At 69.9% G+C, this 13,565-nt stretch carries 9 protein-coding genes and 1 tRNA gene; 4 read left to right on the forward strand and 6 right to left on the reverse strand.

Annotation, left to right across the window (positions count from 1 at the left end):
- Positions 1 to 47 precede the first annotated feature (47 nt).
- A complete protein-coding gene (locus G6028_RS11945) occupies positions 48 to 851 on the reverse strand; it encodes a crotonase/enoyl-CoA hydratase family protein (RefSeq protein WP_179524444.1) in 804 nt (267 codons plus the stop codon).
- A 178-nt stretch (positions 852 to 1,029) separates the two neighbouring features.
- Complete coding sequence (locus G6028_RS11950) at positions 1,030 to 1,854, reverse strand: alpha/beta fold hydrolase (RefSeq protein WP_182615887.1); 825 nt, start codon at positions 1,852 to 1,854, stop codon at positions 1,030 to 1,032.
- A gap of 46 nt (positions 1,855 to 1,900) precedes the next feature.
- Here G6028_RS11950 and G6028_RS11955 point away from each other — a divergent pair, with 46 nt between their 5' ends.
- A complete protein-coding gene (locus G6028_RS11955) occupies positions 1,901 to 2,506 on the forward strand; it encodes a TetR/AcrR family transcriptional regulator (protein WP_182609910.1) in 606 nt (201 codons plus the stop codon).
- Between the two features lie 141 nt (positions 2,507 to 2,647).
- Here the strand turns inward: G6028_RS11955 and G6028_RS11960 are convergent.
- Both G6028_RS11960 and G6028_RS11965 read right to left on the reverse strand, forming a co-directional pair.
- Positions 2,648 to 2,720 (reverse strand) — tRNA-Thr (locus tag G6028_RS11960).
- Between the two features lie 122 nt (positions 2,721 to 2,842).
- Complete coding sequence (locus tag G6028_RS11965; RefSeq protein ID WP_182658994.1) at positions 2,843 to 4,054, reverse strand: DNA polymerase III subunit delta'; 1,212 nt, start codon at positions 4,052 to 4,054, stop codon at positions 2,843 to 2,845.
- 72 nt (positions 4,055 to 4,126) lie between these two features.
- Between G6028_RS11965 and G6028_RS11970 the strand changes: the two genes are divergently transcribed.
- A complete protein-coding gene (locus G6028_RS11970; protein ID WP_179524440.1) occupies positions 4,127 to 5,710 on the forward strand; it encodes an adenylate/guanylate cyclase domain-containing protein in 1,584 nt (527 codons plus the stop codon).
- A 177-nt stretch (positions 5,711 to 5,887) separates the two neighbouring features.
- On the opposite strand, the gene topA is transcribed toward G6028_RS11970, so the two are convergent.
- Positions 5,888 to 8,836 (reverse strand): type I DNA topoisomerase, encoded by a 2,949-nt coding sequence (gene topA, locus G6028_RS11975; protein ID WP_338404207.1) that lies wholly within the window; start codon positions 8,834 to 8,836, stop codon positions 5,888 to 5,890.
- Between the two features lie 603 nt (positions 8,837 to 9,439).
- Between topA and G6028_RS11980 the strand changes: the two genes are divergently transcribed.
- Positions 9,440 to 11,440: a 2-oxoacid:acceptor oxidoreductase subunit alpha gene (locus G6028_RS11980; protein WP_179524438.1), complete on the forward strand. Its 2,001-nt coding sequence runs from the start codon at positions 9,440 to 9,442 to the stop codon at positions 11,438 to 11,440.
- 24 nt (positions 11,441 to 11,464) lie between these two features.
- Positions 11,465 to 12,535, forward strand: coding sequence for a 2-oxoacid:ferredoxin oxidoreductase subunit beta (locus G6028_RS11985; RefSeq protein ID WP_182658996.1), 1,071 nt, complete (start codon positions 11,465 to 11,467; stop codon positions 12,533 to 12,535).
- 69 nt (positions 12,536 to 12,604) lie between these two features.
- On the opposite strand, the gene G6028_RS11990 is transcribed toward G6028_RS11985, so the two are convergent.
- Positions 12,605 to 13,402: an NRDE family protein gene (locus G6028_RS11990; RefSeq protein WP_338404206.1), complete on the reverse strand. Its 798-nt coding sequence runs from the start codon at positions 13,400 to 13,402 to the stop codon at positions 12,605 to 12,607.
- Positions 13,403 to 13,565: the final 163 nt, after the last annotated feature.

A 13,565-nucleotide genomic window follows, 5' to 3' on the forward strand; every position in this document is an offset into this window, starting at 1 on the left:
GAAGTCCCGGGGGGCGGATCAGCGCCCCGCGTGGCCCCGGGGACGGGTCAGCGCCCCGTGTACTCCCCTGCGCGCTTCTCCCCGAACGCCGCGAGCGCCTCGCGGTGATCGGCGGTGTGGTGCGCGAGCGCCTGCATCGCCGCCGAGAGCTCGAGCAGCGACTCGAGCGACTGGTGCTGTGACTCGCGGAGCAGCTTCTTGGCCATCCGCACCGCGTGCGGCGGGTTCTTGGCCACCCGTGCGGCGAGGGCGTGGGCCGCCTCCAGCAGGTTCTCGGGCTCCACGACCTCGTTGACCAGCCCCCACGCGGCGGCCTGCTCGGCCTTGACGCGATCTCCGGTGAGCGCCATCTCGGCCGCCCGGGCCGGGCCGATGGCCTTGGTCAGCAGCCATGCGCCGCCGTCGCCCGGGATGATCCCCAGCTGGACGAAACTCTCGGCGAACCACGCCTTGGTCGAGGCCACCCGCAGGTCGCACATCACCGCCAGGTCACAACCCGCGCCCACCGCGGGGCCGTTGACGGCCGCGACCACCGGCACCTCGCAGTGATACAGCGCGCGGGGGATCCGCTGGATCCCTCCCCGGTAGCCGTTACGGAGCTCGTACGGGCTACCCCCGAACATCCCCGCCTTGTCGACCATGTCCTTGACGTTGCCGCCGGCGGAGAACGCCGAGCCGGCGCCGGTGAGCACGACGGCCCGGACGTCATGGTCGGCATTGACCGCTGCGACCCGGTCACACAGGGCGTCGACGATCGCAGGATCGGAGATGGGGTTCCGGGAATCCGGCAGGTTGAGTGTCCACGTCTCGATGTGGTCGGCTCGCTCGACGAGCAGAGGGGAGGTAGTCATCAGGGATCCTTCGGTCGAGGGGACGCCAATTCGCGCTATCTAACTACGTAATCCGTTACTCGACTGTAGCGAGCGGTCGTCGTCACCGCCAGTGTTCGCCATATCGGCAGAGCCGTGCTCCGATGGGTTCGGCGGTCCCCCACCGGGGAAACCCCAGGATGGCCGAACACCTCGCGCATCAGCGGCGATCCAGCCCCGCCCAGAACTCGCCCAGGGCGAGGAAGGTTGACTCGGGCTGTTCGAGCGCGGGTATCACCCGCGCCCCGGACACCGTCGACTCGCGTGCGTCGATCATCTCGGCGGCGACCGCGCGGGCCTGCTCCGGCGTCCACTCGCCGCGGTCGTCGGTGGTGACGAACAGGACCGGGCACGTCACCTCCAGTGCCGCCGAGAGCAGGTCGACACGATTGAGGATCGCGGTCTCGATGGCCCGAATCGTCGCCGTGCGCCCCGCCCGGTCGAGCGCACCACGCAACACCTCGACGGCCTCGGGATCGTGCGCGCGGGTGCGGTCGGTGAAGATGGTCTCCTCGATCGCGGACCTCACCGGCCCGCGGGGCCCGATCAGCCGGTAGAGCGGGACCAGCATCCGGACCTTGCGGCGGAGGAGTCGATTAATCGGGTGAGTCGGCGCGCTGACGGCGACGAGACTGCGGATCAGGTCGGGCCTGCGAGCGGCCACCTCCATGCCGACGTGACCACCCCACGCATTGCCGAGCCAGTCGACCCCGTCCTGCCCGGACGACCCCCGGACATGCTCCAGCACCTCGATCGCGGCGTCCGCACATGCGGAGATGTCCGTCGCCTCGCGCAACGGGTCACTTCTCCCGCAGGACGGTGCGTCGATCAGGTGGAGACGATGGGCGCCCTTCAGCAGCGGCACGAGTCGGTTCCAGCTCGTCGAGTCGACGAACATGCTGTGCCACAGCACGAGTGGCGGGCCCTCGCCGACCACATCGACGTGGAGCCGGCCGAGCCGCGTATCGACGAATCCTGAATCCATAATTGACATTACACATCGTAAACTCAATTCTGTCTAGACTCGGATCATGGCCAGGACCTACTCGTCGGAGCTCCGTGCGGAGCGGGCTCGCCTCAACCGGGCGGCAGTGGTGGACGTCGCGCGGGAGATGTTCATCGAACGGGGATGGGTGGCCACGACGATGTCCGACGTCGCCTCCGCCGCAGGCCTCACCCGGCAGACCGTCTACCAGCAGTTCGACGGGAAGCTCACCCTTCTCGACACCTGCATTGATCTGTCGTCGTCTGATGGCGCGAACTCCCCCGTCCGCGAGTTGCCGGACTACGTCAAGATGGGCGAGGGAGCTGTCGAGGACCGCCTGGCCGCCGGCGCGAGATGGCTGCGCGGGGCGCACGAACGATCGGCCGCCATCCAGTACGTTCTCGACGAGGCCGCCGTCGTCGACGACGTCGCCGCGGGGCGACTCGCAGAACGGGAACGCACCCGTTGGGACGAGGTGCGGTGGGCCTCCGGGCTCATCCTCGGATCTCCTCCCCCCGACGCGGTCGTCGACGCGATGTGGATGCTCACCGGCAGATCCGTGTGGTTGAGACTGACGCGTGAACGAGGGTGGACACCAGAGCAGTGGGAGAGTTGGTTCGTTCGCCACGCTCGCGTGGAACTGCGCTGCTGAGCTTTCTGGCGCGAAAGCCCTGAGGAGACCTGGTCTACCCAGACCGGACAGTCGGGAACTCCCTACCGCGACATGACTGGGGCTCCGAAGCAGAACGCCCCCGCCCTCGGTTTCCCGAGATCAGGGGCGTTCTTCCATCTGAGCCGCGTGTCGGAATCGAACCGACGACCTTTTCATTACGAGTGAAATGCTCTACCGACTGAGCTAACGCGGCGAGCCCTTGTGGGGCGACGCAACTATATACGACCGGCTCTCGCCGCCGGAAAACGACCGGTACCCCGGGTGCGGGTGGCCTCCACCCTGGTACATCACCCCTGCTCCATCAACTCTGCTCCGTCAACCCAGCGCCTCGCGTATCGCCCCCACCATCGCGGACACGGCAAACTTCGGCTTCACGTTGACCTCGATGGCCGCGCGACACTCCTGGATGGCCTCGATGGCCCCCAGCACGGACGCCGGCGGATAGTGCCCCCCGAGGCGCGCCGACTCCTCGGCCTTGTCCGGGTGCACCGGGGCGACGTCCGCGACCCCGAGTCCGGCCATGAGCGCGTCCCGGTAGAAGCCCGCCAGGTCGACCAACGCCAGGTCCAGCGAATCACGGGTGGAACGGGTCCGCCGCGACTTCTGCGCCTTCTCCAGCTCCTTCACCGCGCCCGCGGCGCCGCGACCCGCCGCGACCGCCCCCTTCCCGGTGCCGCCCACACCCATCGCGGTGCGCAGCTCCTCCACCTCACGCTCGTCGTTCCGGGTGTTGCGGGCGAGGGACTCCTGCTCCGCGGCGCTGACCAGCCTGTCCGCGAGCGGGAACGCCCGGCCGGGATTGTGCATGACCATGGGCAGCTCCAACACCACGTCCCGACGCTCGCGAGTGGCCTCGTCGGTGGCCAACCACCGGGCGCGACCGATGTGCCCGGAGGAGACCGCAGCGGCCCACCGCGCACGTTCCGGGTCGATCCCACCGCCGGCGAGGAGCGCGCTCTCCACGGCGGCCGCGTCCGGCTGACGAAGCGCGACGTTCCTCGACCTGGACCGCAGGGTGACCATGATGTCCATGGGGTCCGTCGTGGGCGAGCACAGCAGGAACACCGTGCGGCTCGGCGGCTCCTCCACCACCTTGAGCAGCGCGTTGCCGGACTGCTCCGTGAGCCGGTCCGCCTCCTCGACCACCACGATCTGCCAGCGGCCGGTGCTCGGGCGACTGGCGGCGCGGTGGATGGTCTCCTTGACGTCCTTGAGAAGGATGTTGACGCCCTGCGGAGCCAGGAGGTGGACATCCGCGTGGGTCCCCGCCAGCACGGTGTGGCAGGACCGGCACTCGCCACAGCCCACGATCTCCGGGTGTTCGCACTGCAACGCGGCGGCGAAACACGGGGCGGCGACGCTCCGTCCGCTCCCCGGTGGACCGGTGAACAGCCACGCGTGGACCATCCGCGCGTCCGACTCGTCCCACCCCTGGCCCGGCACCCGCGCACGCGCCGCCGACGCCGCGGCGGTCAGCTCCGCCACGACGTCGGACTGACCGGCCAACCGATCGAACACCCCTGGCATGGCCCCACCATATCGCCGCACTACGTCACACCTGCGTTCCCGTGACGAGCCCCGGGAACTACCCTTGACCCAATGGAGCGTTGGGTCAGGCTGTTCCGGTGGCTGTGGGCCACCCCCTGGCCCGTCTATGCCCTCACGATGGTGCAGGCCAACATCATCGGCGCGGTCTTCGTCTTCGCGTTCCTGCGCTTCGTCCTGCCGATGGACCGCTTCCTCGACCTGGACCAGTTCCGGTTCCTCAACCAGTACCTGTTCATCGGCTACCTTGTGCTGGCGTTCATCGGCGGGGTCATCGCGTCGACCCTGCTCCTGCTCCCGGTACTCCGGGTCGACCGGTCAGGTGAGGAGTTCGGCGGGGCGATCCGCAACCGGGCCCTGCGGCTGCCCTTCCACCAGGCGCTCATCTCCGGGGCCATGTGGCTGATCGGCACCATCGTCTTTGTCGTCGCCAACGTGGCCCACTCCCCCCGCCTCGCCCTGGTGGTGGGCGTGACGAGCATCCTCGGCGGGACCACCACCTGCCTGATCTCGTACCTCCAGGCCGAGCGGATCATGCGGCCGATCACCGTCCGCGCCCTCGCCCAGGGCGTGCCGGCCAACCGGCACGTCCCGGGGGTCCGTCGACGGATCTTCCTGGGCTGGGCGCTCACCACGGTCATCCCCGTCGCCGGGATCCTGCTGATCCTCACCGGGCAGTGGGTCGGGCTGTTCGGTGACGACCCCGGGCACATCCTCGTGGCGCTCGCGGTGATGGCCAGCGTCGCCGTGATCGCCGGCGCGATCGGCATGGGCCTGGTCTCGGACTCCATCGCCGACCCCGTCCGCGAGATGCAGGCGGGCGTCGGTCGGGTCAAGAAGGGCGACCTCGAGGCCCGCGTCACCATCTACGACAGCTCCGAGATCGGCCGACTGGGCCAGGGCTTCAACGAGATGGTGACCGGCCTGCAGGAACGCGAGGCGATCCAGGACCTCTTCGGCCGCTACGTCGGCGAGGACGTGGCACGCCACGCGCTCGAACGAGGGACGGAGCTCGGGGGCCAGGAGCGGCAGGTCGCGGTGCTCTTCGTCGACCTGACCGGATCGACGGAGTTCGCCGCCGCCCACGAGCCGGCCGAGGTCGTCGCCGTGCTCAACGAGTTCTTCCGCATCGCGGTGGAGGCCGTCGACACCAACGGCGGTTACATCAACAAGTTCCAGGGCGACGCGCTGCTCGCGGTGTTCGGTGCGCCCATCGAGGTCGAGAACGAGGCCGGTCGGGCGCTCCGGGCCGCCCGCGCCCTCCAGAGCCAGCTCGCCGGGCTCTCCCCGCTCTCGGCGGGCATCGGGGTCTCCTACGGCACCGTGATCGCCGGGCACATCGGACACGCCAAGCGCTTCGAGTACACCGTGATCGGTGATCCGGTCAACGAGGCCGCACGCCTGACCACCCTGGCCAAGTCCGAACAGGGCCACGTCCTGGCGTCGGCTGCCGCGATCCGCAACGCCGACGCTCCCGAGGCGGCGAGGTGGGTGCTGGGACGCAGCGTCGAACTGCGTGGGCGCGGCATCATGACGCAGCTGGCCCGGCCGCTCCGGCCGACCCTCGCGGACCGGTGGCAGGCCGGGAACGTGGCGCTTCGCCCCACCGTCGAGGGTCTGGACACCGCCGACACCTGATCCGCACCTGGGTTGGCGGACACCACCGCGCCGTTGGCGGCCACCGCCACGCAGTTGGCGGACGCCTCCGCGCCGTTGGCGGACGAATTGCGCGTCCTGAGGGCCCGTGAGCACCGATCCTGTCCGCCAGCGCGGAGGAGGTGTCCGCCAACCGCGGGGAGGGTGTCCGCGGTCGGGTCAGCGCCCCGCGGTGGCCTTCTTGGCCGGCGACTTCTTGGCCGGCGACTTCCGGGCCGGGGCCTTCTTCGCGGCCGCCTTCTTCGGCGGCGACTTGGCCCGACGCTCGGACAGCAGTTCCGAGGCGCGCGCGTCGGTGAGCGTCTCCACGGTGTCGCCCTTGCGCAGCGACGCGTTCGACTCCCCGTCGGTCACGTAGGGCCCGAAACGCCCGTCCTTGACCAGCATCTGCTTGCCGGAGACCTCGTCGACCCCCATCTCGCGCAGCGCCTTGGGCGCGGCGGCCTGCCGGCCCCGACGCTTGGGCTCGGAGTAGATCTTCAGAGCCTCCTCGAGCGTGATGGTAAAGACGGCGTCCTCGGTGTCCAGGGTCCGCGAATCGGTGCCCTTCCTCAGGTACGGGCCGTATCGGCCGAGCTGCGCGGTGATCTCCTCACCGCTCGTGGGGTCGACGCCCAACACCCGCGGCAGGGACAGCAGCTTGAGCGCCTCCTCGAGCGTGACCGTGGCCGGCTCCATGGACTGCATGAGCGACCCCGTCCGCGGCTTGGGGCCGGTGGGGTTGTCTGACTCCTTCTTGGCCTTGCGGGTCACGGCGGACTTGGCCTTCGTCGCGGCCTTCTTGGCCTCCGCCCTGGCCTCGTCGTCCTTCGCGGCCGCCATGGCGGCGTCGCGCTCCGCGTCGATCCGCTTCTTCTCCGCCTCGGCGTCGGCGAGCACCTTCTTGGCCCATCGCGCCTTCTCCGCATCGGTGGGCTCGGGCAGCTTCTCGGTGACGTAGGGGCCGAAGCGGCCGTCCTTGACCACGATCTCGTGACCGGTCTCGGGGTCCACGCCCAGCGGGCGCCCGTCCTGCGGCGTGGAGAAGAGCTTCTCGGCCACCTCGAGGGTGAGCTCGTCGGGGCTCATCCCCTCCGGCAGGTTGGCGCGCTGCGACTCCTGCTCGCCACCCTCCCCCACGACCATGCGCTCGAGGTACGGACCGTACCGCCCGACGCGGACGTGGACCGGTCGCCCCTCGGAGTCGTCGAAGACCCGGATGGAGTTGATGCTGCGGGCGTCGATGGCCTCGAGGTTCACGTCGATGAGGTTCTTGAGCCCGACCGCGTGGTCACCGTCCCCGGCCGACCCGGCGCCCTCGGGGTCACCGAAGTAGAAGCGACGCAGCCAGTCGTCGCGATTCTCGCGCCCCTCGGCGATCTCGTCGAGCTCGTCCTCCATGAGCGAGGTGAAGTCGTAGTCCACCAGTCGACCGAAGTTCTGCTCGAGCAGACCGATCACGGCGAACGCCACCCAGCTGGGCACGAGGGCGTTGCCCCGCGAGTACACGTACCCGCGGTCCTGGATGGTGCGGATGATGCTGGCGTAGGTGGAGGGGCGGCCGATGCCCATCTCCTCCATGATCTTGACCAGGCTCGCCTCGTTGTAGCGGGCCGGCGGGCTGGTGGTGTGGCCGTCGGCGGACAGATCCGAACCGGTGAGCGCCTGCCCCTCGTCGAGTCGGGGCAACCGCCGCTCGGCGTCGTCCGCCATGGGCTTGTCGGACGACTCGGTGGACTCCTCCGCCGCCTCGACGTACGCCTTGAGGAAGCCGGGGAACGTGATGGTGCGGCCCGAGGCCGCGAAGGTGGCCCGGCTGTACCCGGACGGGTTCTCACCCGCGGCGCCGGTGATCCGGATGCTCACCGACGTGCCCTTGGCATCGGCCATCTGGGAGGCGACCGTGCGCTGCCAGATGAGCTCGTACAGGCGGTACTCCTCGGCGTCCAACGCGCTGTGCAGCTGGCCGGGGGTGGCGAAGGACTCCCCGGCCGGGCGGATGGCCTCGTGCGCCTCCTGGGAGTTCTTGACCTTGCGGGTGTACTGACGCGGGGTGGGCGAGACGTACTCGCTGCCGTACAACTCCGTGGCCTGCGCGCGCGCAGCCGACATGCCGCCCTCGGACAGGGTCGTGGAGTCGGTACGCATGTAGGTGATGTAGCCGTTCTCGTACAACCGCTGGGCGATGCGCATGGTGCGTTCGGAGGTGTAGCGCAGCTTGCGGCCGGCCTCCTGTTGCAGCGTCGAGGTCATGAACGGCGCGTAGGGGCGCCGGGTGTACGGCTTGGACTCCACGGAGTCGACCACGAAGTCGGCACCGTCGAGGGCGTCCGACAACGCACGGGCCGCGGCCTCCTCGAGCACCACCGCGTCCTTGGCCGCGCCGGTGGTCTTGAGGCGGCCGTTCTGGCCGAAGTCGCGGCCCTGGGCGACCCGGGCACCGTCCACCGCGGCGAGGCGGGCCGTGAAGCTGCGCGGCTCCCCCGCGTCCCCGCCGGTGGCCTGCTGCGTCGTCAGGGTCGCGGTGATGTCCCAGTAGTCGGCGGCGACGAACGCCATGCGCTCCCGCTCGCGCTCGACGATCACGCGGGTGGCCACGGACTGCACGCGGCCCGCGGAGAGCCGCGGCATGACCTTCTTCCACAGGACCGGGGAGACCTCGTATCCGTAGAGACGGTCGAGGATCCGGCGGGTCTCCTGGGCGTCGACCAGGTCGGTGTCCAGCTCGCGCGTGTTCTCTGCGGCGGCGAGGATCGCGGGCTTGGTGATCTCGTGGAACACCATGCGCTTGACCGGGACCTTGGGCTTGAGCACCTCGAGCAGGTGCCAGGCGATCGCCTCGCCCTCGCGGTCGGGGTCGGTGGCCAGGAGGAGCTGGTCCACGCCGGCCAGTTCCTTCTTGAGCTCGGCGACCTTCTTCTTCTTGTCCGCGCTCACCACGTAGATCGGCTCGAAGTTGTCCTCCGGGTTCACGCCGAGCCGCGCCCACGGCTCCTTCTTGTACTTGGCCGGGATGTCGGCGGCGCCCTTGGGCAGGTCACGGATGTGGCCGACCGACGCCTCGACCACGTAGTCGGACCCCAGGTAGGGCTGGATCTTGCGGGCCTTGGTGGCGGACTCGACGATCACCAGGCTCCGCTTTCCGCCCGATGCTGTCTGCTTGCTCGCCACTGAACTGCTCCCAACCTGCGCTGATCCGTCGGCGACGTGTGTCGCCGAACTCCGGTCCCGGATACGGTACGCGTGCCGGGGCCTGTCTATGAGAATTCATACCAGGCCAGGGGCGCTGCCCGAGAGTCGCGTTCCGCCGCGGATCCACCCCCGAGGCCGTGGACGGGCGCCGGCGCTCTGCTTCCCCCTCCCCCATGAGGAGGTGACCCGAGGCGCCCTGGTGACGGTGAGTGAACGCGACCCGGCGGGGTCGGTGCACGGACGCATCCTTATATATGTGTCCCCGTTCGCAGCGGGCCGTCTCGTCGTCGTCGTCGAGGTCATCGGGCTCGCACGCCCCCGGACACCTCGCCCGGGGGCCGCGCGCACTCCCGCCGATTGGCACGGATAGACAGACCGGTCTATGGTGATGACGAGGGGGCACTACGCCTAACTGGAACGTGTTACCGTTTTCCAATTCCGCCGCGGCCACGGGTCGCGCCGGAACCGGCGTACCGTCGGTGGCCGTACGGGAGTCACGACCAGCCCCGATCATCTCAGACGCAACGGAGGTCAGCAGCGGTGGGCAATGTGTCCAAGACCAAGCTGGACAAGGTGGTCATCCGCATCGCGGGTGACTCGGGCGACGGCATGCAGCTCGCCGGTGACCAGTTCACCTCCGAAGCCGCCGCCTTCGGCAACGACCTGGCGACCCAGCCCAACTACCCCGCCGAGATCCGGGCCCCACAGGGCACGATCCACGGGGTCTCGAGCTTCCAGATCCAGATCGCGGACTACGACATCCTCACCGCCGGGGACCGCCCCGACGTGCTGGTGGCGATGAACCCGGCCGCGCTCAAGGCCAACATCGACGACCTGCCCTCCGGCGGCATCCTCATCGTCAACTCGGACGAGTTCACCAAGCGCAACCTCACCAAGGTGGGGTACGAGTCCAACCCCCTCGGCTCCCCGGCCTTCGAGGCGTTCCAGGTGCACGAGGTGGCCATGGGCACGCTGACCATCGGCGCCGTCGAGTCCGTGGACATCGGCAAGAAGGACGCCGAGCGCTGCAAGAACATGTTCGCGCTGGGCTTGCTGACCTGGATGTACGGGCGCACGGTCGACTCGATCGAGAAGTTCCTGGGCAGCAAGTTCGGCAAGAAGCCCGCCATCCTCGAGGCCAACGTCCTGGCCCTGCACGCGGGCTGGAACTACGGCGAGACCACCGAGGCCTTCGCCTCGGAGTACGAGATCATGCCGGCCCAGCTGCCGAAGGGTCGCTACCGCCAGATCACCGGCAACACGGCGATGGCCTACGGCCTGGTCACCGCGGGCAGGTCGGCGGACATGCCCGTGTTCCTGGGCACCTACCCCATCACGCCCGCCTCGGACATCCTGCACGAGTTGAGCAAGCTCAAGCAGTTCGACGTGACCACCTTCCAGGCGGAGGACGAGATCGCCGGCATCGGCGCCGCCCTCGGCGCCTCCTACGGCGGGGCGCTGGGCGTCACCTCGACCTCCGGCCCCGGCCTCGCTCTCAAGTCCGAGGCCATCGGCCTGGCCGTCATGACCGAGCTGCCGCTGGTGATCATCGACGTCCAGCGCGGCGGCCCCTCGACCGGGCTGCCCACCAAGACCGAGCAGTCGGACCTTCTGCAGGCGCTGTTCGGGCGCAACGGAGAGTCGCCCGTCGCGGTGATCGCCCCGCAGTCGCCCTCGGACTGCTTCGAGATCGCCCGTGAGGCGGCGCGGATCGCGGTCACCTACCGCACCCCCGTCATCGTGCTGTCGGACGGCGCGATCGCCAACGGCTCCGAGCCGTGGCTCCTGCCGGACGTGGCCGACCTGCCGGCGATCGACAAGAACCTCGCCACCGCGCCCGCGACCGGCGCCGACGGAGAGACCGAGGCCGCCGGGGACTACCTCCCCTACGCCCGTGACCCCGAGACGCTGGCCCGCGACTGGGCGGTCCCGGGTGAGCCCGGTCTCGAGCACCGCATCGGCGGGCTGGAGAAGGCCAACGGCACCGGCAACATCTCGTACACCGCGGAGAACCACGACCTCATGACCCGGACCCGGGCCCTGCGGATCGCGCTCATCGACGTGCCCGACCTCGAGGTCGACGACCCGTCCGGCGAGGCCGACGTCCTGGTGGTGGGCTGGGGATCGTCCTACGGCCCCATCGGGGAGGCGGTCCGCCGCGCCCGCGCCAACGGCCACCGCGTGGCCCGCGCGCATGTCCGCCACCTCAACCCGCTCCCGGACAACATCGGCGAGGTGCTCGCCAAGTACCACCGGGTGCTCGTTCCGGAGATGAACCTGGGACAGCTCGCCATGCTGCTCAAGGCCCGTTTCCCGGCTCAGATCCAGCCGATCACCAAGGTGCACGGCATGGCGTTCTCGGCCGAGGAGCTGCAGACCGCCATCGAGGCGGAGTTCGCCGGGCGACTCACCCACACCGAGCACGACAAGTACCGTCTGGCGCTCGACGGGGTCATCACCACGACCGGCGAGCCCGCTGCGCGCAACCGGCGGATCGGCCACACCGCCACCGGCACCACCACCGCCAACCGAACCCGCTGACCCGCGAGCGAGGAGAGGATTTCCATGACCACCACCGAACCCGGACTCGTCGGCAACCCGCTGCCCCTGGACGCGTTGGCCTCCGTACCCAAGAGCGATGCGCCGCAGAAGCCCAAGGACTACACCTCCGACCAGGAGGTGCGTTGGTGCCCCGGCTGTGGCGACTACGTCATCCTGGCCACCATCCGCGCCCTGCTGCCCAAGCTCGGTCTCAAGCGCGAGAACATCACGTTCATCTCCGGAATCGGCTGCTCGAGCCGCTTCCCGTACTACCTCGAGACCTACGGGATGCACTCGATCCACGGGCGCGCCCCGGCGATCGCCACCGGGCTGGCCACCGCCCGCCCGGACCAGTCGGTGTGGGTGGTCACCGGTGACGGCGACGCCATGTCGATCGGCGGCAACCACCTCATCCACACCCTGCGCCGCAACGTCAACCTCAACATCCTGATGTTCAACAACCGGATCTACGGGCTGACCAAGGGCCAGTACTCGCCCACCTCGGAGCCGGGCAAGGTCACCAAGTCCAGCCCCATGGGGTCACTGGACCACCCGTTCAACCCGCTGTCGCTGGTGCTCGGCGCCCAGGCGAGCTTCGTGGCCCGCGCCCTGGACTCGGATCGCAAGGGTCTGACCGAGGTCCTCGAGGCCGCCGCCCGCCACCGCGGCACCAGCTTCGTGGAGATCCTGCAGGACTGCCCGATCTTCAACGACGGCTCGTTCGACCTGCTGCGCAAGGAGGACGCGGGCGACCACCTCATCGCAGTCCGCCACGGCGAGAAGATCATCTTCGGCGACGACGGTCAGCACTGCGTGGTCCGCTCCGGTTTCTCGCTGAAGGTCGCGGCGACCGCCGAGGTCGACGAGGCCGACATCATCGTCCACGACGCCCACGCCGAGGACCCCTCTTACGCGCACGCGCTGGCGAACCTGTCCAGCCAGGACCTCGAGTACACCGTCACCGGCATCATCCGGCAGGTGCACCGCGAGACCTACGACGACCAGGCCCGCGCCCAGGTCGCCGCCGCCAAGGAGACCGCACCGGCGGACCTGCAGTCCCTGCTCGACGGCAGCAACACCTGGACCGTCGGATAGTCGGACACGCTGGCCGGACGGCCACACCGGCGAGACCGCCCCGGGGGCGGTCACCGCGCGGATCTGCATTCAGAGCCGGGCGGTGACCGTCCCCGCGACGCGTCCCCGGGCGTCCCAGGTGCGCTCGACCACGTCGGCGGTACCGTGCTCGTCGATCCGCAGCGCCGTCGTCGACCGGGTCCCGTACCACCGGCCGATCCGGACGAACCGCGACGACAGGCGCCACTCGTGCCAGAGCGGGACCCCCGTCCGCGGCAGGTGCCGGATCGGCGCCTTGCGGCGATCGGCGAGCAGGTCGAGCAGCGGGCCCGACCAGTCCTGACCGGAGATCGCCTCGGTGCCCAGGAGGGTTCGCACCTGCGCGACCGCGCCGACGACCTTGGGCCACGGGGTGTCGAGTGCCGCGTTGGACAGGCCGTGGACCCCGGTGCCCAACCGCATGGGCCCCCGACCTGACCGGTTGGAGGCCCACCACATCTCGTCGAGGTCGCCGGCCAGGAGGTTGACCGGCCCGTACCTGCCCAGATCGTCGACGACGTGCTGGGCGAACCCGGTCACGGGGACCGGTCCGGTGAGCGCGTCGACCGGAAGCTCACCCCGGGATGCTGCCGCCGGGCGCTCGGGGCCGCCCTCCCGGACGTTGGTGACCGCCGCCAACCGCGCCCCGGCGGCCAGCGAGAGCCACGTCCCGCCGGCCGTGACGTCGCGGCCCGCGACGATTCCGGAGATCCCCTCCGTGTCGGCCGTCCATTTGTGCAGGGGTTCGGCGGGGCGGGCGTGGACCTCGTCCCGGTTGGCCACCAGCACCAGCGGGTACCGGGGGTGGACCCGGCGGGCGACGACGAGCATGCACATGGCATCGAACACTTCCCCACCGGATATCCAGGCGCAACACCGGGGCCCCGCCTCCCGGCCCGCGGCTCGGTCGGTTCGTTCACTCCGGGCGGTGGGGCTGGTCGCTCAGCGGGGCCACACCTCCGGCGGCACCCCGGGGGGCGCCGCGCCGAGGGTCTGTGCCAACCGTGCGCGG

Source organism: Dietzia cercidiphylli, assembly GCF_014145145.1.
Taxonomy (GTDB): Bacteria; Actinomycetota; Actinomycetes; order Mycobacteriales; family Mycobacteriaceae; genus Dietzia; species Dietzia natronolimnaea.

Coding starts and splice junctions, on each gene's coding strand:
- G6028_RS11945 (WP_179524444.1), bottom strand. CDS start 851: ATGACTACCTCCCCTCTGCTCGTCGAGCGAGCCGACCACATCGAGACG.
- G6028_RS11950 (WP_182615887.1), bottom strand. CDS start 1,854: ATGGATTCAGGATTCGTCGATACGCGGCTCGGCCGGCTCCACGTCGAT.
- G6028_RS11955 (WP_182609910.1), top strand. CDS start 1,901: ATGGCCAGGACCTACTCGTCGGAGCTCCGTGCGGAGCGGGCTCGCCTC.
- G6028_RS11965 (WP_182658994.1), bottom strand. CDS start 4,054: ATGCCAGGGGTGTTCGATCGGTTGGCCGGTCAGTCCGACGTCGTGGCG.
- G6028_RS11970 (WP_179524440.1), top strand. CDS start 4,127: ATGGAGCGTTGGGTCAGGCTGTTCCGGTGGCTGTGGGCCACCCCCTGG.
- G6028_RS11985 (WP_182658996.1), top strand. CDS start 11,465: ATGACCACCACCGAACCCGGACTCGTCGGCAACCCGCTGCCCCTGGAC.